The organism is Mycolicibacter sinensis, from assembly GCF_001667945.1.
GTDB lineage: Bacteria > Actinomycetota > Actinomycetes > Mycobacteriales > Mycobacteriaceae > Mycobacterium > Mycobacterium sinense_B.
Window position 1 is genome coordinate 1 of sequence record NZ_LZJK01000138.1, and the last position, 20,249, is coordinate 20,249.

Consider the following 20,249-nt stretch of genomic DNA (forward strand, 5'->3'; position numbering starts at 1 on the left):
GACGGTGACGACGAGGAATTTGCCCTTACGGCGCTGCATGTCCTTGAGCACGGCCGAGCCGATGGTGTCGACGACGGTGATGTGGTCGCCTTCGACGGGGCGGCTATCGGCGGCCCGGCGGACTCCGGCGCCTTCGACGTAGCTGCGCGGGTAGTGCCGCAACAGCTCGCCGACGGTGCGGATGCCGAACGCATCGTCGAGCTTTGCCGCAGCGTCGGAGCCGATGACGAAATCCAGCCGGTCACGCAACGTGGCCATCGCTACTCGACCCCGATCAGCAGGGCGTCGCCCCGATGCCCGGTGAGGTAGGTCGCCAGTTCTATTCCGGGATGCTGATCATGTACATGGGCCTCGAGCACGTCGACGACATCGCTGTCCGCACCGTCGGGACCGGCTCCAACCAGCACCGTGACCAGCTCACCGCCGGCCGCCAGCAACAGGTCGATCAGGCCGATCGCCGCCGCGCCGACATCGCCGGCCACGATCAGCACCTCGTCACCGGCGATGGCCAGCCCGTCACCGGGCCGGCAGGTGCCGGCCCACGTCAGCGCCTGCTCGGTGGCGACCCGCACCGAACCGTGCCGGGTGCTGCCTGCCGCCCGCGCCATGGTGTAGCCGTCGTCGACCACCGGCCGGCCCGGATCGTGGACCGCCAGCGCCGACAACCCCTGCACCATCGAGCCGGACGGGACCGGCACCACGTCGATGCCCCAGCCGATGGCCGCCGTGCACCCGGCAACCAGCTCCTCGGCGGCGACGTACCCGTTGGGCAGCAGCATCACCTGGGCGGCGCCGGTGTCGACCACCGCGCGCAGCAGCTGCTGGGCGGTGACCATGGTCGCGGGGTCGGCGCTGTGCGGGTCCGGCCGCAGCACGCAGGCGCCCTCGGAGGCGAATAGCTCCTGCGCCCCTTCACCGTCGACCACGGCGAGCACCGCACGCTCCCGGGCCCAACTGCCCGGCGGCAGGCCGGTGGCCCCGCCCAGCGCCGAGATCTGGATCCGCCGCGGCCGGCCGAACGCCAGGCCCGCCTCCACGGCGGCACCGGCGTCGTCGGTGTGCACGTGCACCGAATAGCCGCCGACCACCCCCGAGGTCGCGATCGCCACCGAATCACCGAGCTGGGTCAGCCGTTCGCGCAACGCGTCGGTGTCGTCGGGGCCGCACTCGCCGAGCAGGTACATCACCTCGAATTGCGGCCCGGGCGCCTCGGTGACCGCTTCCGGCGGGCGGGGCCGCGGGGACGGCTGATAAACCTGCCGAACGGGTGCCTGCCCGGTGATCGTCGACCGCAACGCGTCGAGCAACACCAGCAGGCCGCGGCCGCCGGCATCGACCACCCCGGCTTGCGCCAGTACATCGAGCTGTTCGGTGGTCTGCTCCAATGCCTCGGCCGCGGCGTCCGTGGCGGCCGTGATCGCCGCACCCAACCCGGCGCCGTGCGCCGCGCACTGCTCGATGGCCACCGCCGCGGCGTGCAGCACCGACACGATGGTTCCCGGCACTTCCCGGCCGCCCATCGAGGTGATCACCAGCTCGACCCCGTGCCGCAGGCCGGCACCCAACAGCGCGGCGTCGACGTCGGCTGCACGGGTGCCGTCGGCGGCGGTCACGTCCGCCAAGCCGCGCAAGATCTGCGACAGGATCACCCCGGAGTTGCCGCGTGCGCCGTGCAGGGCACCTGCCGACAGCGCGGCCGCGACGCGGGCCACCTCACCGGAGGCGGCCTCGGTGTTGGCCTCGGCCAGGGCCGAGCGCATGGTGAACAGCATGTTGGTGCCGGTGTCGGAATCGGCGACCGGGAAGACGTTGAGCTGGTTGATCTCGTCGGTGTGGGTGATCAGATCGCCGACAGCGGTGTGCGCCCAGTCCCGCAAGGTGGCCGCATCCAGCCGACGTTCGGGGTTGCCCACCTGCACGCACCTTCCTGCCGCCACCTTCGGTGGCTGCAAGCCTAATCATTGCGGGCGACGCCACAGGTCACACCGCTTCGCGGGCTGCAGCGGGCCGTTTTGGTGGTTGCCCGGCCTGCCGGGTATCCTGATCAGGTTGTCGGGCCACCCGCTCGTTAGGTTGTTGGCCCTCAAGCAGACGTTTTGAGGAGTGTCACATATGGCTGCCGTGTGCGATATCTGCGGAAAGGGCCCCGGCTTCGGCAAGTCGGTGTCGCACTCGCACCGTCGGACCAGCCGCCGGTGGGACCCGAACATTCAGACCGTGCACGCCGCCCGTCCCGGCGGCAACAAGCAGCGCCTGAACGCCTGCACCTCGTGCATCAAGGCCGGCAAGGTCGTGCGCGGCTAAATAGTCGCGCGGTTGTGTCATTGCAGCCCTGAGAACGCCGACGGGCTTTACCGGCGGGCGCCGGGCGCCATATCGAGTCGGCGTCGGTAGGAATGCGTGAGGACGTTTCGGTGGTCTAGGGAAGCCGCCAGTCGATCGGCTCGGCGCCCAGCTGGGTCAGCAGCTCGTTGGCGCGGCTGAACGGCCGCGAACCGAAGAACCCCCGCGACGCCGACAGCGGCGAGGGGTGCGGTGACTCGATCGCGACACACTTGTCGGCCAGCATCGGCTTCAGCGTCCCCGCGTCGCGCCCCCACAGAATCGCCACCATCGGCTGCTCACGGGCTACCAGCGCGCGGATCGCGCACTCGGTGACCGCCTCCCACCCCTTGCCGCGGTGTGACGCCGGATTGCCTGGCCGCACCGTGAGCACCCTGTTGAGCAGCAGCACACCGCGCTGCGCCCACGCGGAAAGATCGCCGTTGGCGGGCCTGGGGTAGCCGAGGTCGGCGGTGTACTCGGTGAAGATGTTCTCCAGGCTGCGCGGCAGCGGCCGCACCTGCGGAGCCACCGAGAAACTCAGTCCCACCGCGTGCCCGGGTGTCGGATAGGGATCCTGCCCGACGATCAGCACCCGCACGGCGTCGAACGGAAAGGTGAAGGCTCGCAACACATTGGGCCCGTCCGGAAGGTAGCCGCGCCCGGCTGCGATCTCTTCACGCAGGAACTTGCCCATCAAGGCCACCTGCTCGGTCACCGGCGCCAGGGCCGCGGCCCAACCGCTCTCGACGAGTTCAGGAAGTGGACGCGCGCTCATGGTGTCTCAACGTAACGGGGCGCCGGAACCGTATGACTGCCAGCCCGCATCCCCCTCCCACGGCGCCCCGTCGACCAGCACCCGGGCCGGTCCGTCGAGCACCTGCCCGATCACCCGCCAGCCGGCCGGAACCGCGCCGGGAAACGCCGCGACCAGCGCATGGTCCTCTCCCCCGCCCAGCACCCATGACCACGCCTCGGCGCCAACCGCAGTGGCGACCGGTGCCAGCGCCTGCTGATCGGCGGCCAGCGCCGCGGTGAACACCTCGATCGTCACCTGCGATGCGGTGGCCACATGGCCCAGGTCGGCCAGCAGACCGTCGGAGACGTCGGTCATGGCCTGCGCGCCGGCGTCAGCGGCCACCACGCCCTGCCCGTAGGGCGGCTCCGGGACGAGGTGGCGGCGGCGCAGCGCCTCGAAATCGGCCACACCGTCGCGCAACAGCCGAAAGCCCGCCGCCGACCGGCCCAGCTCGCCGGCCACCGCTACCGTCGCGCCGGGCCGCGCCCCGGACCGCAGCACCGGCGCGCGGCCGGCCAGATCGCCGAGGACCGTCACCGACACGATCCAGGAATCGGCCTCGACCAGGTCACCGCCGACCACCCCAGCACCGAACCGCCCAGCTTCGGCCCACATGCCGTCCGCCACGGCGGCGGCATCGGCGGCCCGCGTGGCCGCGGGGGCGCCGAATGCCACGACGAACGCGGTGGGGCGGGCGCCCATCGCCTCGATGTCGGCGGCATTCTGCGCGATCGCCTTGCGCCCGATGTCGTGCGGAGCCGACCAGTCCAGCCGGAAATGCCGGCCTTCCACCAGCATGTCGGTGGAGACGACGGTCCGGCCATCGGCGCACCGCACCACCGCCGCGTCGTCGCCGGGGCCCACTTCGGTCGCACTGGGCTGACGGCGACCGGCCACCAGCCGGTCGATCATGGGAAACTCTCCAAGCTGACCCAGCGTGGGCTCGCTACCGCGCACAGCCACCGAGTCTAGGGGCGACCGAAAGGACGGGGCCATGACCGACGCCGACGGGCCGCCGCGGTTCGCGCTGATCGCCGCCCTGGTCGTCGCCGTCGCCGCGGTGAGCGCCGCGCTGGCGGTGGCGGCCGCCCACCGGCCGGGCGGGCAACCGGCTGAACCGATCCGGCTTGCGGTGGTGCCGGCCCCGCACGCCGGCGACGCGGCCTGCCACGCCGTGCTCGACGCGCTGCCCGAGCAGCTGGGCGACTATCGGCGCGCCGAGATCGCCCCACCGGCACCCGAAGGCGCGGCGGCCTGGACAGCCGGCGCCGAGGAGACGGTGGTGCTGCGCTGCGGACTGGACCGGCCGGCCGACTTCGTGGTCGGCTCGCCCATCCAGGTGGTCGATCGCGTGCAGTGGTTCGAGGTCCGCGAAGGAGAACGCGCCACCTGGTATGCCGTCGATCGCAAGGTCTATCTGGCGCTGACCCTGCCCCGCGGTTCCGGGCCCGCGCCGATTCAGGAGCTGTCCGATCTGATCGCCGAGAATCTGGACGCAGTGCCGATCCGGCCGGGTCCGGCACGTTAGCCGCCACCTTAAACCGCGGCCGATAAGGTAGCTCGGGTGCCAGGTTCTGAGCCGGTCTACCGTCCCGGTTACGCGCCGGACAATGTCGCGGTCGGTTACCGAGGCCTGGGCACGCGCCGTCGAATTCTGGAGTGCGCCGGGCGCCTTTTCGTCGCGCGCGGCTACCACGGCACGTCGATCGATGCGATCGCCGAAGAAGTGGGCAGTTCCCGCGCCGCCATCTACCAGTACTTCCACAGCAAAGACGACATCTTCGGCGAGCTCTACCGCCAATGCGAACCGGACGTACTCGCCCACGGCCGGCGCCTCGGGCGGCTCGCACCCGACGCCGACGGCCTGCGCAACCTGCATCAGTGGCTGCTGGAGTGGGCCGACATGTACGACAGGTACGCGATGGTGTTTTTGGAGCTACCCGGAATCGGCCCGGTCGAGGGAAGCCCCCAAATCGACGCCGGGCGAATCTCCGTTGAGTACGCAGCGACGATCAGCGCCAAACTGCACGACGCGGGAGTCTGCGGCATTGAACCCGACGACGCGGCCGATGTGCTGATCCGAATAGTGCACATGGTCAATCTGTATCGCTTTCGCGCCATGTTCGGCCTGTGCTCCAGCACGCGTACCTCGGCGTCGCTCGCCATCGCCCTGCAGCTGCTGCTCTTCCCCGAGACACCCGACGAGGTATTGGAAACAGTGGCGGCACCCCCGATGCCGGACGCCGGTCCCCGCACGGCGCCCGAAGTGACTGACGCCGTTGTAGCGCAGGCAGATCCGGGCGCCGGGCCGCCGGTGCGCCAAGAGATTCTGGTGGCCGCCTCGGCGCTGTTCTTCGCTCACGGCTACCACTCAACCTCCATGCGTGACATCGCCGCGGCGGCAGATACCAGCCGGGCCACGCTGTATCGCTACTTCAGCACCAAGGTGGCCATCCTCGCCGAACTCAGTGACCAAGCCATCGCCAAGGGCCGGTCACTCGCCGACGAGCTTCGCGCACTCGCCCACACCGGCATCGGCGCGGAGTCGCTTCAGGATTGGCTGACACGGTTCGTCACCTTCCAGCGTGCCTACGCGGGAGTCACCCGCACTTGGTACGACGGCACCTTGGCGCAGCAGTTGCCCGTCGACAGGTACCGAGCCGGCAATGAGAGCTTCCATAGGGCCACAGTGACTTTGGTCGAGCGTGTCCAACTGCCGGCTGGCCTGGACATGACAGTGTCCGCTGCGGTTTTCCTTGCGGTGCTGGGCAGGCTGACCGACCTTTCGTTGTCGCATCACCCGGAGCGCAACGACGCCGACACCGCGGCCCTGATGATGACCGTGCTGCGCCGCACCCTGCTGCGCGCCGCTTTCACGCCTCCAGGGTGAGAGGCAGGCAGTCCAGGCCGACGTTGCCGCTGGGCCAGCGCACCCGCGGCGTCGCGCCGGGTGTGATGTGGTAGCGCGGGATGCGTTTATGCCACTCCCGGTAGATGATCTGCATCTCCAGCCGGGCCAGGTGCGCGCCCAAGCAGCGGTGCGGGCCCAGGCCAAAACTGGTATGGCGGTTGGTGCTGCGGTGGAAGTCGATGGTCTGCGGGTCGGGAAAGTCGGCCTCATCGCGGTTGGCTACCGCCAGATAGCTGCTGATCATGGTGCCGGCCGGCCAGGTCGTGGTTCCCAGCGTGGCGGTCGCCGTGGTCACCCGCGGGACGAACGGGGACGGCGGATCCAACCGCAGCAGCTCCTCGGTTGCGGCGGCGATCAGCGACGGATCGTCGACGAGTTCTTGGCGCTTGTCGGCGTTTTCCGCCAACCGTTGCATTCCAAAACCCAACGCGTCTTTGACGGTGTCCACACCGGCCAGCACCAGCAGGAAGCACACGCCGATCACGTCATCGTCGGTCAACGCGTCCGGGCCGGACAGCTTCAGCAGCCGGGTGAGCACGTCGTCGCTGTTGCCGAGTCGGACACGACGCTGCCGCACCAACCCCGCGAGGCAGTCGAACAGTTCGGCCGCGGCCTGCAGCCCGTTGCGGGCGGCTTCGGCGTCGGATGTCACCGACGCCGACGGAGCGGCCCGCCCAAGGACTCCATCCTTCCATTCGACGAACTGGTGGCGCATGTCTGACGGAAGCCCGACGACGGTGAAGAAGGCGTCAGCGGCGAAGACTGCGGCAACCTCGGCGATAAAGTCGCAGTGGCCGCGTTCGGCGATCGGTTCGATGAGGCCGGCGGCGCGCCGGCGCAACTCGGGTTCGTGCGGTGTGATCATGCGTGGACTGAACAACGGCTGCAGGATGCGCCGATAGCGCGTCTGCTCCGGCGGGTCGAGGGCCAGCGGTACCAGCGGCACCGGGCAGCTCAACACGCCGAACGCCGTCTTCGACGAGAACATCACCGGGTCCTTCAGCACCTCTTCGACCAGCGCGCGGCCGGTAACGGCATAGCCGTCGTCGACCACAGCCAGAGGGCACCGGCCGACGAGTTCCCATGCGGCATCACGGGACTCGGCCACCGGCAGGTCCGCCGCGGCAAACGTAGGAGTGGTGCCGATGGTCAGAACCAGGTGCCCGGGTCGAAGATGTCGAAGGCCGCGCCGGCGTCAGAGATCCCGGCGGCGGCGTCGCCCGGGTCCAGAGCGGCGACGGCGTCGAACATGCTCGACAGGTCGAGGTTGCCGAACGGCGTCACCAGCATGTCGTGGATGCTGGCCGCGGCGTCGCCGTCCTCGTTCGGAAGGGCCCAGTACACGTTCTCGAAGCCGCCGCCGAAGTCGATGACGCTGTAGACCGTGCCCAACTCCGGCAGGTCAGAGGCGTAGGCGGCGACCGCACCGTTGATGACATCGGCGACCGCCTGCGGGTCGATGCCGGAGCCGTAGAGACCGCCCCAGAACAGTGGGCCGATGAGATCCATATCGGTGAGCTGGCCGGTACCGAGGACGAAGGAGTTGAACGTGTTGCCATAGTTTTCCAGCACAGTGACCAGGTCGGCGGCGGTGAAGCCCAGGCTCGTGAAGTCGATGTCGCTGTTTTCCAGCGCGGCGACCAGGTCGCCGGCGGGCAGGTCGTACCCGTCGACCGTGAGCGTCGTGGTGTCGACGAGACCGAGCAGGCTCGCGGTCTCCACCGCGGTGACCACCGATCCGAGATCGCCGCTGTCGCCGTACGCCTCGAGGGCCTGGTTGGCGAAGTGCGTTGCGCCCCCGAGCGTCCCGCCGCCGATCTGCAGCAACGGCGCGATCCCCGACGTCTCGTTGATCGGGTCGAACCCGGCGCTGCCGGGGTCGAAGGTGACACCGCCGATCGTGAACGCGTTGTCGCTGAGTCCGCTGGCTTCAGCCGCGACGCCAAGACCCGCCAGGGCGGCCCCGGGGTCCATTAGGGCAATGGCGTCGTAACCGGTCGGAAGCTCGAAATTGCCCCACGGCGTCACCACCTTGTCGGTGATGGTGGCCGCGGCGGTGCCGTCGGCGTTCGGGGTGGCGATGTAGACGTTGGCGAAGCCCGAACCGAAGTCGGTGACGCTGTATACCGTGCCGTCAGTTGGCAGCGCGGCCGAGCCGGCACCGTCGGCCGGCGCACCGTCGATGACGGTGAGCTGGGTGCTCTCGATGCCCAACAGGTTCTGGACGTTCACCGCGGTGGTGACCGACCCGATGCCGGACCCGCTGTTGTCATAGACGGTGAAGTCCTGAGTTGCCAGATGCAGGCTGGTGCCGCCGCCGACGACTTGGCCGCCGCCGATCTCCATCAGCGGCGCCACCGCGAAGAGCGGGAATACCGGGGCGAACCCTTCGCCGCCCGGGTCGAAAGTGATGCCGCCGAGGGTGAATGCGTCGTCACCGATGTCTGCGTTGTGAGTGGTGGCGTCCAAGTCCGCGAAGGCGGCTCCCGGATCCATGGCGGCCACGGCATCAAACGTCGTCGGGATGTCGAGATTTCCGAAGGGTGTCACCAGGGTGTCGGTGATGCTCGCAACACCGGTGCCGTCGGCATTGGGAACGGCTGCATAGACATTCGCCCACCCCGAGCCGAAATTGGTGATGCTGAAGACGGTCCCGGCATCTGGCAGGGCCGAGGTGTCGATACCGTTCAATACCGCGGCGATGTCGGCGTCGGTGATGCCGGCGCCGTTGAGGTCGATGTTCGTGCCCAGGAGAGCGATAAGGACGTCGTCGCTGCTGATATCGCCGGTGCCGTATGGGATTTGGGAGCCGAAGGCGGGGGTGGCTGCCAAGGCGTTCGCCAGGTCGCTGACACTGATCCCCGCACCGGCGAAGTCGAGGCCACTGCCGGTGAGGGCAGCCTGGATATCTGCGACCGGCGGCGTGACGGTCTGGACGGTGAACTGCGCGCTGTCAATGCCCAGCAGGTCCGAGGCGTTCACCGAGGCGTGTGCCATGCCCAATTCGGCACCGCTGCCGTCGTATACCACGAGGTCTTGTGTCCCCGCCGCGCTGCCATCGGAACTCAGGAGTGAGCTGAAGCCGATCTTGAGCAATGGGGCGATACCGACAAACGGGTTCACCGGCTCGTACCCGTCACTGCCGGGGTCGAAGGTGAGGCCGCCGACGGTAAAGGCGTTGCCGCTGAGTTCAGCGGTGTCACCGACGGTGTCGGCGGTTGCAGCGGCCGCCTGCAAAACTGCCGCGGTCAGCAGTCCTCCGGCTGTGGCGGCGGCCAACGGGATGTAGCGAAACGTACGGGCGGCTAGCTGCACTGCTCTCTCCTTACCGAGAAGTCAGGAACGCACCCACGCGAACTTACTTGAGAGTAGGGCTACCGACAAGACTCTGCGTCAGAAATTTGAGACACGTCGTCAGAATCGCGTTGTGCTGGCAAAACGTCATCGAGCACAGCCGGTCAAGGCAGAATCGCCGCGCTCACTCAGGTTCCGACCGACCCAGCTGATGCGAAAGCTGTGTCAAAGATCAGTGTGGGATGTGATAGGCCCGCGTGCCGTCAGCGCAGCCCCACCCCGCGGGCCAGCGCGGTGTCGACCATCGTCGCCAGCAGTGTCGGGTAGTCGACGCCGCTGGCCGCCCACATTCGCGGATACATCGAAATCGTGGTGAATCCGGGCATGGTGTTGATCTCGTTGATCACCGGACCGTTGTCGGTGTGGAAGAAGTCCACCCGGGCCAGGCCCTGGCAGTCCAGCGCGGCGAAGGCGCGAATTGCCAACTGCCGCACCGTATCCGCGACGTCGTCGTCAATCTTGGCGGGCACGTCGAGTTCCGCGGCGTCGTCGAGGTACTTGGTGGCGAAGTCGTAGAAGGGGTCGTCGTAGTCGGCAGAGCCGCGCACCACCCGGATCTCCCCCACCGTGCTGGCGGCCACTGTGCCGTCGGGGAATTCCAGCACCCCGCACTCGAGTTCGCGCCCGACGATGGCGGCCTCGATGATGACCTTGGGATCGTGGCGGCGCGCCTCGGCGATGGCCGCGGGAAGCTCGTCGTACGACGTCACCCGACTGACCCCGATCGACGACCCGCCGCGCGCCGGTTTGACGAACACCGGCAACCCCAACCGCTCCCGGTCCTCGATCGACGGCGTCGCCTGGTTGGCCCGCAGCACCGCGTACGGCCCGATCGGCAGGCCCTCAGCCGCCAGCAGCTTCTTGGTGAACTCCTTGTCCATGCCGGCGGCGCTGGCCAGCACCCCGGCGCCGACGTAGGGCACCCCGGCCAGCTCGAGCAGCCCCTGCACCGTGCCGTCCTCGCCGTAGGGGCCGTGCAGCACCGGAAACACCACGTCGACCGACTGCAGCAGCGCCGTGGGCGCCGCCGGGGATGACAAGGCGACCAGTTGGCCGGCCCGCTGCGGGTCGGCGGGCAGGGTCAGTTCGGCACCGGAGGCCTTGCTCACCGCAGGCAGCTGGCGGCCGCTGATCACCCAACTATCCGGGTCGCCGTCGGTGAGCACCCAGGAACCCTCCGGGGTGATCCCGACGGCAACGACCTCGAAACGCTGCGGATCGAGATTGCGCAGGATGCTTCCCGCCGACACGCACGAGATCGCGTGCTCGCTGCTGCGGCCGCCGAACACGACGGCCACCCGGGTGCGTTCGTGGGAATTCACACGCCAGAGGGTACCGGGCGGTCCGGCCCGGGCCGCTCACTCCGGTTTGGTGCGACGTCCCAACAGCAACGCCACCGCCTCGTTGACCGACAAGCCGGTGTGGCAGACCCGATGCACGGCGTCGGTCAGCGGCATCTCCACGTCGTAGCTCGAGGCCAGCGCCAGCACCGACTGACACGACGTGACACCCTCGACGACGTGACCGTCGGTGGTGCTGGGCAGTCCTTGGGACCCCGGTAGCGGCGGCATCGCCTCGCCCCGGCCGAGCCGCTCACCGAACGACCGGTTGCGCGACTGCGGTGAGGTGCAGGTCGCCACCAGGTCACCCACCCCGGCCAGACCGGCCAGCGTGGCGCCCTTGGCCCCGAGCGCGACGCCCAGCCGGATGATCTCGGCCAGTCCCCGGGTGATGATCGCCGCCGCGGTGTTCTCGCCCAGGCCCACCCCGGCCGCCATGCCGCACGCCAGGGCGATGACGTTCTTGCAGGCGCCGCCGATCTCGGTGCCGATCACGTCGGCGTTGGTGTAGGGGCGGAAGTAGCCGGTGTTGAGCATGCGCTGCAGCGCCACCGCCCGACCGGAGTCGGTGCAGGCGACCACCGTTGCGGCGGGCTGTTCGGCGGCGATCTCCGCCGCCAGGTTGGGCCCGGAGATCACGGCGACCTGTCCGGGGTCGACGCCGGTTACCGCGGCGATCACCTGGCTCATCCGCATCAGCGTGCCCAGTTCGATGCCCTTGGCGACACTGACCAGGGTGGCGCCGTCGGCCAGCTGCGCCGTCCAGGCCTCCAGGTTGGTCCGCATGGTCTGCGCCGGCACGGCCAGCACCACCGTGGTCAACCCCGTCAGTGCCTCGGCCGGGTCGGTGGTGGCGCGTACCCCGTCCGGCACCGTGACGCCGGGCAGATAATCGGGGTTGCAGCGGGTCTCGTTGATCTGAGCGGCGACATCGGATCGGCGCGCCCACAGCCTGACCTGGCTACCGGCGTCGGCGAGCACCTTGGCCAGCGCGGTGCCCCAGGCTCCCGCTCCCATCACCGCGACCGTGCCCTCAGCGCCCTCGGTGCCGCTCACCTCACACCACCTCCCTTAGGCGCATCACCCTAACCCGGTACCGACGCTGGCAGGATGTCGGTTGTGAACTCCATGGCCGAGGAAGCCGGTATCGGCCTGATCATCGCCGTCAAACGGCTCACCGTCGCCAAGACCCGGCTGGCGCCGGCCTTTCCCGCACCGCTGCGCGAGGCCGTGGTGCTGGCCATGCTGGTCGACACCATCACCGCGGCGTCGGCCGCCCAGGGGCTGGAGCACATCACCGTGGTCACCCCCGACGAGGCCGCCGCCGCGGCAGCGGCCGAGCTGGGCGCTGACGTGCTGGAGGATCCGACCCCGACCGGCCACGGTGACCCGCTGAACAACGCCCTCGCCGCCGCCGAACGGGCGGTGGCTGGATCGGTGCCGAATATCGTTGCCCTGCAAGGTGATCTGCCGGCACTGCAGTCCTACGAACTCGACGAGGCGATCGCCGCCGCCCGCGCCTACCGGCGCAGCTTCGTGGCCGACCGGCACGGGATGGGCACCGCGGCGCTGTTCGCGTTCGGCAGCCCGCTGGACCCGCGATTCGGTCGGGATTCCTCGGCGCGGCATCGGCAGTCCGGCGCATTGGAGCTGACCGGAGCGTGGCCCGGCCTGCGCTGTGACATCGACACACCCGAGGACCTGGCGGTGGCACGGCGTCTGGGGGTCGGCCCGGCGACCACGCGTGCGCTCGCGCAATCGGCGATCGGTGGCAGCACCACCCATTGATGAGTAATGATTTCGGAGTGGATGAAATCGAGGTCGGCCAACTGACCGAGGCGCGCGGCGACGAGACCGACTGGCGCCCGAATGACGCCACCCCGACCGCGCCACCGGCCGCCACCGCGGCGCCGCTGACCGAGGACGGCGATGAACTGCCCGCGCACCGCTACCTCAACCGGGAGCTGAGCTGGCTGGACTTCAACGCCAGGGTGTTGGCTCTGGCGGCCGACACCTCGCTGCCGCTGTTGGAGCGGGCCAAGTTCCTGGCGATCTTCGCCTCCAATCTCGATGAGTTCTATATGGTCCGGGTCGCCGGTCTCAAGCGCCGCGACGAGATGGGCCTGTCGGTGCGCTCGGCCGACGGCCTGACGCCGCGCGAGCAACTGCGCCGGATCGGTGAGCAGACCCAGCAGATCGCCACCCGCCACGCGCGGGTTTTTCTCGAATCGGTGCGGCCGGCGTTGGCTGACGAAGGCATCCACATCGTCACGTGGGCCGATCTGCAACCGGGCGAACGTGACCAGTTATCGGTGTACTTCCACGAGCAGGTGTTCCCGGTCCTGACGCCGTTGGCGGTCGACCCGGCGCACCCGTTCCCGTTCGTCAGCGGGCTCAGCCTGAATCTGGCGGTGACGGTCAAGCGCCCTGAGGACGGCGGGAATCACTTCGCGCGGGTGAAGGTTCCCGACAACGTCGACCGTTTCGTCGAACTCGATCCCGGCGGCGAGGGGCCCGGTGAGATCCGGTTGCTGCCGATGGAGGAGCTGATCGCGGCATTCCTGCCGGTGCTGTTCCCCGGCATGGAGATCGTCGAGCATCACGCTTTCCGCATCACCCGCAACGCTGATTTCGAGGTCGAGGAGGACCGCGACGAGGACCTGCTGCAGGCCCTGGAACGGGAATTGGCGCGACGCCGATTCGGGTCGCCGGTGCGCCTCGAGGTCGCCGACGACATGACCGAGAGCATGTTAGAGCTGCTGCTGCGGGAACTCGACGTGGATCCCGGCGACGTCATCGAGGTACCCGGACTGTTGGATCTGTCGTCGCTGTGGCAGGTCTACCGCCAGGACCGCCCTGACCTCAAGGACCGCACCTTCGTGCCGGCGACTCACCCGGCGTTCGCCGAACGGGAAACCCCCAAAAGCATTTTCGCCACCCTGCGGGAAGGCGACGTGCTGGTGCACCACCCCTACGATTCGTTCTCCACCAGCGTCCAGCGGTTCGTCGAACAGGCCGCTGCGGACCCCGGAGTGCTGGCGATCAAGCAGACGCTGTACCGCACCTCCGGCGACTCGCCGATCGTCACCGCGTTGATCGACGCCGCCGAAGCCGGAAAACAGGTGGTGGCTCTGGTCGAGATCAAGGCCCGGTTCGACGAGCAGGCCAATATCAAGTGGGCTCGCAAGCTGGAACAGGCGGGCGTGCATGTGGTGTACGGGCTGATCGGGCTCAAGACGCACTGCAAGGTCGCGCTGGTGGTGCGCCGTGAGGGCTCGGTGATTCGGCGGTACTGCCATATCGGCACCGGCAACTACAACAGCAAGACCGCGCGCCTCTACGAGGACATCGGGTTGCTGACCGCCGACCCGGACATCGGCGCCGATCTGACCGACCTGTTCAACTCATTGACCGGCTATTCGCGGAAGATGGAGTACCGCAATCTGTTGGTGGCCCCGCACGGCGTGCGGTCCGGGATCATCGAACGCATCGAACGCGAGACCGCCGCGCATCGCAGCAGCGGCGGAGGGGGCCGGATCCGGCTGAAGCTCAACTCACTGGTCGATGAGCAGGTGGTCGATGCGCTCTACCGTGCCTCGAGGGCCGGCGTGCAGGTCGAATTGGTGGTACGCGGGATCTGCGCACTGCGGCCCGGAGTCGAGGGCTTTTCGGAAAACATCGTCGTTCGGTCGATTCTCGGCCGTTTCCTGGAGCATTCCCGCATCATCGAGTGCCGCGCCATCGACGAATTCTGGATCGGCAGCGCCGACATGATGCACCGCAACTTGGACCGGCGGGTCGAAGTGATGGTGCAGGTGAAGGATCCGCGCCTGACCGCTCAACTGCGTGATGTATTCGACTCTGCGATGCACCCGGCCACCCGCTGTTGGGAACTCGGCCCGGACGGGCAGTGGACCGCAGCACCGCAGGACGGCGCGACGGTGCGCGACCACCAGGTGTCGTTGATGGAACGACATCGCAATCCCTGAGCACCCCGTCCACGAGGCCCGAATTGACCTGCAGGAGTGAAGTGTCCACAAAGACCTCGTCGAACGGCTCGGTGCCGGCGGACAAGATCGTCTACGCCGCCGGTGCGGTGCTGTGGCGGACGCGGCGAAAGACCGTCGAGGTGGCGCTTATCCACCGGCCCCGCTACGACGACTGGTCACTGCCCAAGGGCAAGGTCGATCCCGGGGAGACCGAACCGGTGACGGCGGTACGGGAGATCCTCGAGGAGACCGGCCAGCATGCCCACCTGGGTCGCCGGCTGGGGTCGGTCAGCTATCCGGTCGCCCAGGGCGTCAAGAAGGTGCGCTACTGGAGTGCACGGGCGCTGGGTGGCGATTTCGTGCCCAACCACGAGGTCGACGACCTGGTCTGGCTGCCGGTCAGCGCGGCGCTGAAGGAACTGCACTACCCCTACGACCGGAAGATATTGCGGCGGTTCGCCAAGGCTCCCGCAGACACCCAAACGGTGTTGGTGGTGCGGCACGGCACCGCCGGGCGCCGGTCCCGGTTCACCGGCGATGACACCCTGCGGCCGCTGGACAAGAAGGGGCGCGCGCAGGCCGAGGCACTCACCGCTCAACTGCTGGCCTTCGGCGCCACCGACGTGTACGCGGCCGATCGGGTGCGCTGTCATCAGACCGTCGAACCACTGGCCGCCGAACTCGGCGTGGCCGTGCACAACGAGCCGACGCTGACCGAGGAAGCGTACAACCACACCCCGAAAAAGGGCCGCCGCCGGGTGCTGGAGATCGCCCGGCTGGGCGGCACACCGGTTATCTGCACCCAGGGCAAGGTGATTCCGGACCTGATCGCGTGGTGGTGTGCCCGTGACGGCGTCACCCCGGACAAGTCGCGCAATCGCAAGGGCAGTACCTGGGTGCTATCGGTGTCGGGCGGCCGGTTGATCGCCGCCGACCACCTCGGCAGCCCGCTGGCGGCGCACGCCCTGGTGTAAACGACCGGGCGCCGCGGGGGCTCCCCGCGGCGCCCGGCGATGCGTTGTTACTTACGGCCTTTGCGTGCCGTGGCCTTCTTGGCCGGAGCCTTCTTGGCTGCCGTCTTCTTGGCGGCGGCCTTCTTGGCCGGAGCCTTGGTCGCGGCCTTGCGGGCCGGCGCCTTGGTCGCGGCCTTCTTGGCGGTGACCTTCTTCGCCGGCGCCTTGGTCGCGGTCTTCTTGGCGGTGACCTTCTTCGCCGGCGCCTTGGTCGCGGTCTTCTTGGCGGCGGCCTTCTTGGCCGGAGCCTTGGTCGCCGCCTTCTTGGCCGGAGCCTTAGCCGCGGTCTTCTTCGCGGCGGCCTTGGTGGCCTTCTTAGCCGGCGACTTCTTGGCCGCCTTCTTGGCCGCCGTGGTACCGGCGCCGGCGCCGCGCTTGACCGCGAGGCCCTCGGACGGGACCCGCTGCGCGCCAGAGACAATCGCCTTGAACTGGGCGCCCGGGCGGAAAGCGGGGACAGACGTCGGCTTCACCTTGACCGTCTCACCGGTGCGGGGATTGCGGGCCACGCGCGCGGCGCGACGACGGCGCTCAAACACGCCGAACCCGGTGATGGTGACGCTCTCACCCTTGTGGACGGCGCGCACAATGGCATTGACGAAATGCTCCACGGCATCGGTAGCCGACCGGCGGTCGGTGTCCAATTCCTTTGTGAGCACCTCGATGAGCTCTGCTTTGTTCATCCAATCCCTCCGAAACCAGTGGCCCTACTTGAGCCGACTAGAGCACACGGTAAACCCTGATACCACTGATATCCAAGAGCCACGCGCAATTTCAGATGAGATTATCGGCCATTTCCGCAATCCGGTTACCGCCCTTGGGCGCTGACGGGGGCGTTCAATCGCCCAGAAATAGGCCTCCGGAGACCGTCAACGCGGCGTCAAGAGGCCGGCACGGTCCGCGGTTTCCAGCCCGGGCGGGCTGCCTCGAAGGAATCGATTTCATCGAGTTTCCGCAGCGTAAGGCCTATATCGTCGAGCCCCTCGGACAGTCGCCAGGCGGTGTAGTCGTCAATAGTGAACGCCACCACCGCCGTTCCGGCGGTGATATTCCGATCTTGAAGATTGACAGTGATTTCCAGTCCCGGGCTCTGCTCGATGAGTTTCCAGAGCAGTTCCACGTCGTCCTGGGCCACCTGGGCGGCCAGCAACCCCGCCTTGCCGGCGTTGCCGCGGAAGATGTCGGCGAAGCGTGAGGAGATCACCACCCGGAAGCCGTAATCAAGCAGGGCCCACACCGCGTGCTCCCGGGAGGAACCGGTGCCGAAGTCCGGCCCGGCAACCAGCACCGAACCTTGGTCGAACGGCTTGAGATTCAGGACGAAGGACGGATCGGTGCGCCAGGTGGCGAACAGTCCGTCCTCGAATCCGGTACGGGTGATGCGCTTCAAATAGACCGCCGGAATGATTTGGTCGGTGTCGACATTGGACCGTCGCAGCGGGACTCCGATTCCGGTATGAGTGTGGAAAGCTTCCATGACTAAACTCCTTTATGGCGGTCAGTTCAAGTCGGCGGGTGCCGACAGCGTCCCGCGGACCGCGGTGGCGGCAGCCACCGCCGGAGACACCAGGTGCGTCCGCCCTCCCTTGCCCTGCCGGCCCTCGAAATTACGGTTGGAAGTCGACGCGCAGCGCTGGCCTTCAGCGAGCTGATCGGGGTTCATTCCCAGGCACATCGAACAGCCGGGCTGACGCCACTCGGCGCCCGCGGCGGTGAAAACCTCGGCGAGGCCTTCTGCTTCGGCTTGGTTACGAACCCGCATCGATCCGGGCACGACGAGCATCCGTACCCCTTCGGAGACCCGCCGCCCACGCAGCACGTCGGCCACCGCGCGCAGGTCCTCGATGCGCCCGTTGGTACACGATCCGACGAACACCGTGTCGACCGCGATGTCGCGCATCGGCGTCCCCGGGCGAAGGTCCATGTAGGCCAACGCCTTCTCGGCGGCGCGCCGCTCGGCCTCGTCGGCGATCGTCTCCGGATCGGGAACCGCCGCACCCAGCGGCACGCCCTGGCCGGGGTTGGTGCCCCAGGTGACGAACGGGGTCAGCGCGGATGCGTCCAAGAAGACCTCGGCGTCGAATACCGCGCCTGAGTCGGTGCGCAGGCTGTCCCAGTAGGCCACGGCGGCATCCCAGTCCGCTCCGGAGGGCGCATGCGGGCGCCCCCGCAGATACTCGTAGGTGGTGGCATCGGGAGCCACCATGCCGGCTCGGGCGCCCGCCTCAATGCTCATGTTGCAGATCGTCATCCGCGCCTCCATGGACAGCGCCTCGATGGCGCTGCCCCGGTACTCGATGACATAGCCCTGGCCGCCGCCGGTTCCGATCTGGGCGATCACCGCCAGGATGATGTCCTTGGCCGTCACCCCCTCAGCCAGCCGGCCCTCGACATTGACCGCCATCGTCTTGAACGGCCGCAATGGCAACGTCTGGGTGGCCAGCACGTGTTCGACCTCCGAGGTCCCGATGCCCATCGCCAGCGCACCGAATGCACCGTGGGTGGAGGTGTGACTGTCGCCGCAGACCACGGTGGTGCCCGGCTGGGTGAGCCCCAGCTGCGGGCCGATGATGTGCACGATCCCCTGGTCGACGTCGCCCATCGGATGCAACCGGATGCCGAACTCGGCGCAGTTGCGCCGCAGCGTCTCAACCTGGGTGCGCGACACCGGGTCGGCGATCGGCTTGTCGATGTCGACCGTGGGCACGTTGTGGTCCTCGGTGGCGATGGTCAGGTCCGGGCGCCGCACGCCACGGCCGGCCAACCGCAGGCCCTCGAACGCCTGCGGACTGGTGACCTCGTGCACGAGGTGCAGATCGATGTAGATCAAGTCGGGTTCGGTTCCGCCGCCGGAGACCACGACGTGGTCAGCCCAGACCTTCTCGGCCAGGGTGCGAGGCTGCTGCGTCATTACCATTCTCACATTCTGAGACGTTAGTATCTGTATATGGGACAGCATAGCGGCATCGGCGTTCTGGACAAAGCCCTGGTGGTGCTGCACACGGTCGCTGAATCGCCGTGTGGGCTCGCCGAACTGTGCGATCGCACCGGCCTGCCCCGCGCCACCGCCCACCGGCTCGCCGCCGGTCTGGAGGCACACCGGCTGCTCGGGCGCGACGATGACGGCCGCTGGCAGATCGGTCCCGCGGTCAGTGAACTGGCGGCCCGCGCCGACGATCCGCTACGGGCGGCCGGTGCGGCCGTGCTGCCGCGCCTGCGAGAGATCACCGGCGAGAGCGCGCAGCTGTATCGCCGCGAGGGCTCCGCGCGGGTCTGTGTAGCGGCAGTGGAACCGCCTGCGGGGCTGCGTGACACCGTTCCGGTCGGCGCCCGGCTGCCGATGACCGCCGGCTCGGCAGCCAAGGTACTGCTGGCCTACGCCGAACCGGCGCTGCAGCAGGAAGTGCTGGCGGAGGCCAAGTTCACCGGCCGCGCCCTGGCCGACGTGCGCCGCCGGGGCTGGGCGCAGAGCGTCGCCGAACGCGAACCCGGAGTGGCCAGCGTCTCAGCACCGGTGCGCGACCAACGCGGCACGGTAGTGGCGGCCATCTCGGTGTCCGGCCCGATCGACCGGATGGGGCGGCGCCCCGGGGCGCGCTGGGCGGCGGCCCTCCTTGCGGCCGCCGACGCGCTCACCGCCCGGTTATAGCCGCCTGCCAAACTGCTGGGATGGGAACCAAGCAGCGCGCGCAGATCGTCATGACCGACGCCGAGGTCGCCGACTTCGTCACCAGCCACCGCACCGGGACGCTGGCCACCATCGGCCCCGACGGCCAGCCGCACCTGACCGCGATGTGGTACGCGGTCCTCGACGGCGAAATCTGGCTCGAGACCAAGGCCAAGTCGCAGAAGGCGGTCAACCTGCGCCGTGACCCGCGGGTCAGCTTCCTGCTGGAGGACGGCCAGACCTACGACACCCTGCGCGGGGTGTCATTCGAAGGCGTCGCGGAGATCATCGACGACCCGGACACTCTCTTCCGGGTGGGCGTCAGCGTCTGGGAGCGCTACACCGGTCCCTACACCGACGAGATGAAGCCGGGCGTCGACGCGATGATGAACAACCGGGTGGCTGTGCGCATCGTCACACAGCGCACCCGGTCCTGGGACCACCGCAAGCTGGGATTGCCCGCAATGCCCCTGGCCGGATCCACCGCACCGGCGGGCACCTGAGCCCGTCCGCCCCGAAACCCACAAGGCCCGCACCTTCGTTCCAGGTGCGGGCCTTTGACTTGTACCCCCGATGGGATTCGAACCCACGCTACCGCCGTGAGAGGGCGGCGTCCTAGGCCGCTAGACGACGGGGGCTAGAACATTTCCGGGTTGTCAGCATAGCCCAACCCGATCGGACCGCCTAATCGCTTGCGGCGGACCGGCTTTGCTGGGGTACCAGGACTCGAACCTAGAATGGCTGAACCAGAATCAGCTGTGTTGCCAATTACACCATACCCCATTGGCAGACCATTACCGCTGGTCAGAGTGCCGGTTGGGCACTTCGGGCCAGCCGCTGTGGGCCGACGTGCA

At 68.4% G+C, this 20,249-nt stretch carries 18 protein-coding genes, 2 tRNA genes and 1 pseudogene; 8 read left to right on the top strand and 13 right to left on the bottom strand.

Translation table 11 applies throughout. The features are described from left to right. A pseudogene (locus A5694_RS17755) lies at positions 1–258 on the bottom strand (ATP-dependent DNA helicase RecG); the annotation flags it as partial. A gap of 2 nt (positions 259–260) precedes the next feature. After that, positions 261–1,913, bottom strand: a complete 1,653-nt coding sequence (locus A5694_RS17760) for a DAK2 domain-containing protein (RefSeq protein ID WP_064923648.1) — start codon at positions 1,911–1,913, stop codon at positions 261–263. 199 nt (positions 1,914–2,112) lie between these two features. Here A5694_RS17760 and rpmB point away from each other — a divergent pair, with 199 nt between their 5' ends. After that, positions 2,113–2,304: a 50S ribosomal protein L28 gene (gene rpmB / locus A5694_RS17765; protein WP_064923574.1), complete on the top strand. Its 192-nt coding sequence runs from the start codon at positions 2,113–2,115 to the stop codon at positions 2,302–2,304. A 115-nt stretch (positions 2,305–2,419) separates the two neighbouring features. Here the strand turns inward: rpmB and A5694_RS17770 are convergent, their stop codons facing one another. Both A5694_RS17770 and A5694_RS17775 read right to left on the bottom strand, forming a co-directional pair. Further along, complete coding sequence (locus tag A5694_RS17770; protein WP_064923576.1) at positions 2,420–3,100, bottom strand: uracil-DNA glycosylase; 681 nt, start codon at positions 3,098–3,100, stop codon at positions 2,420–2,422. 6 nt (positions 3,101–3,106) lie between these two features. Further along, positions 3,107–4,117, bottom strand: a complete 1,011-nt coding sequence (locus tag A5694_RS17775) for a thiamine-phosphate kinase (protein WP_064923578.1) — start codon at positions 4,115–4,117, stop codon at positions 3,107–3,109. On the opposite strand from A5694_RS17775, the gene A5694_RS17780 reads away from it, so the two are divergent. Continuing rightward, positions 4,116–4,649 (top strand): DUF3515 domain-containing protein, encoded by a 534-nt coding sequence (locus A5694_RS17780; protein WP_064923580.1) that lies wholly within the window; start codon positions 4,116–4,118, stop codon positions 4,647–4,649. The two genes, A5694_RS17775 and A5694_RS17780, sit on opposite strands and share 2 nt — an antisense overlap. A gap of 36 nt (positions 4,650–4,685) precedes the next feature. Next, entirely contained in the window at positions 4,686–6,011 is a 1,326-nt protein-coding gene (locus tag A5694_RS17785) for a TetR/AcrR family transcriptional regulator (RefSeq protein ID WP_064923583.1), read from the top strand. Here the strand turns inward: A5694_RS17785 and A5694_RS17790 are convergent. From A5694_RS17790 to A5694_RS17805, 4 genes are all read right to left on the bottom strand, one after another. Continuing rightward, positions 5,995–7,140 carry a cytochrome P450 gene (locus tag A5694_RS17790; protein ID WP_082952732.1) on the bottom strand — a complete coding sequence of 382 codons (1,146 nt, stop codon included), beginning with the start codon at positions 7,138–7,140 and terminating at the stop codon, positions 5,995–5,997. The two genes, A5694_RS17785 and A5694_RS17790, sit on opposite strands and share 17 nt — an antisense overlap. Before the next feature lie 41 nt (positions 7,141–7,181). Then, on the bottom strand, positions 7,182–9,347 hold the full coding sequence (locus tag A5694_RS24180) for a hypothetical protein (RefSeq protein ID WP_064923587.1): 2,166 nt from the start codon (positions 9,345–9,347) through the stop codon (positions 7,182–7,184). Between the two features lie 242 nt (positions 9,348–9,589). Next, positions 9,590–10,708 carry a D-alanine--D-alanine ligase family protein gene (locus A5694_RS17800; RefSeq protein WP_064923589.1) on the bottom strand — a complete coding sequence of 373 codons (1,119 nt, stop codon included), beginning with the start codon at positions 10,706–10,708 and terminating at the stop codon, positions 9,590–9,592. Positions 10,709–10,744: 36 nt separating this feature from the next. Further along, a complete protein-coding gene (locus A5694_RS17805) occupies positions 10,745–11,743 on the bottom strand; it encodes an NAD(P)H-dependent glycerol-3-phosphate dehydrogenase (protein WP_064923650.1) in 999 nt (332 codons plus the stop codon). A gap of 93 nt (positions 11,744–11,836) precedes the next feature. Here A5694_RS17805 and cofC point away from each other — a divergent pair, with 93 nt between their 5' ends. The 3 genes from cofC to A5694_RS17820 are packed head-to-tail and all read left to right on the top strand — an operon-like array spanning position 11,837 to position 15,689. Further along, a complete protein-coding gene (gene cofC, locus A5694_RS17810) occupies positions 11,837–12,514 on the top strand; it encodes a 2-phospho-L-lactate guanylyltransferase (RefSeq protein ID WP_064923591.1) in 678 nt (225 codons plus the stop codon). After that, positions 12,511–14,715, top strand: coding sequence for an RNA degradosome polyphosphate kinase (locus A5694_RS17815; RefSeq protein ID WP_064923593.1), 2,205 nt, complete (start codon positions 12,511–12,513; stop codon positions 14,713–14,715). Before cofC ends, A5694_RS17815 begins: the two co-directional genes overlap by 4 nt. 41 nt (positions 14,716–14,756) lie before the next feature. Then, complete coding sequence (locus A5694_RS17820) at positions 14,757–15,689, top strand: NUDIX hydrolase (protein ID WP_064923595.1); 933 nt, start codon at positions 14,757–14,759, stop codon at positions 15,687–15,689. 47 nt (positions 15,690–15,736) lie between these two features. On the opposite strand, the gene A5694_RS17825 is transcribed toward A5694_RS17820, so the two are convergent. The 3 genes from A5694_RS17825 to leuC all read right to left on the bottom strand — a co-directional run bounded on the left by A5694_RS17825 (position 15,737) and on the right by leuC (position 18,645). Then, positions 15,737–16,411: an HU family DNA-binding protein gene (locus A5694_RS17825; protein ID WP_064923597.1), complete on the bottom strand. Its 675-nt coding sequence runs from the start codon at positions 16,409–16,411 to the stop codon at positions 15,737–15,739. Between the two features lie 197 nt (positions 16,412–16,608). Then, the gene (gene leuD / locus A5694_RS17830) at positions 16,609–17,205 is read right to left on the bottom strand and encodes a 3-isopropylmalate dehydratase small subunit (RefSeq protein WP_064923598.1); all 597 of its coding nucleotides are present in this window, start codon (positions 17,203–17,205) and stop codon (positions 16,609–16,611) included. A 21-nt stretch (positions 17,206–17,226) separates the two neighbouring features. Then, the gene (gene leuC, locus A5694_RS17835) at positions 17,227–18,645 is read right to left on the bottom strand and encodes a 3-isopropylmalate dehydratase large subunit (RefSeq protein ID WP_064923600.1); all 1,419 of its coding nucleotides are present in this window, start codon (positions 18,643–18,645) and stop codon (positions 17,227–17,229) included. 30 nt (positions 18,646–18,675) lie between these two features. Between leuC and A5694_RS17840 the strand changes: the two genes are divergently transcribed. Both A5694_RS17840 and A5694_RS17845 read left to right on the top strand, forming a co-directional pair. Continuing rightward, positions 18,676–19,377 (top strand): IclR family transcriptional regulator, encoded by a 702-nt coding sequence (locus tag A5694_RS17840; protein WP_064923602.1) that lies wholly within the window; start codon positions 18,676–18,678, stop codon positions 19,375–19,377. Positions 19,378–19,397: 20 nt separating this feature from the next. After that, positions 19,398–19,898, top strand: a complete 501-nt coding sequence (locus A5694_RS17845; RefSeq protein WP_064923604.1) for a pyridoxamine 5'-phosphate oxidase family protein — start codon at positions 19,398–19,400, stop codon at positions 19,896–19,898. Positions 19,899–19,960: 62 nt separating this feature from the next. On the opposite strand, the gene A5694_RS17850 is transcribed toward A5694_RS17845, so the two are convergent. Together A5694_RS17850 and A5694_RS17855 are read right to left on the bottom strand one after the other, a co-directional pair. Next, positions 19,961–20,033, bottom strand: a tRNA-Glu gene (locus A5694_RS17850). A 73-nt stretch (positions 20,034–20,106) separates the two neighbouring features. After that, positions 20,107–20,178 (bottom strand) — tRNA-Gln (locus A5694_RS17855). Positions 20,179–20,249 lie beyond the last annotated feature (71 nt).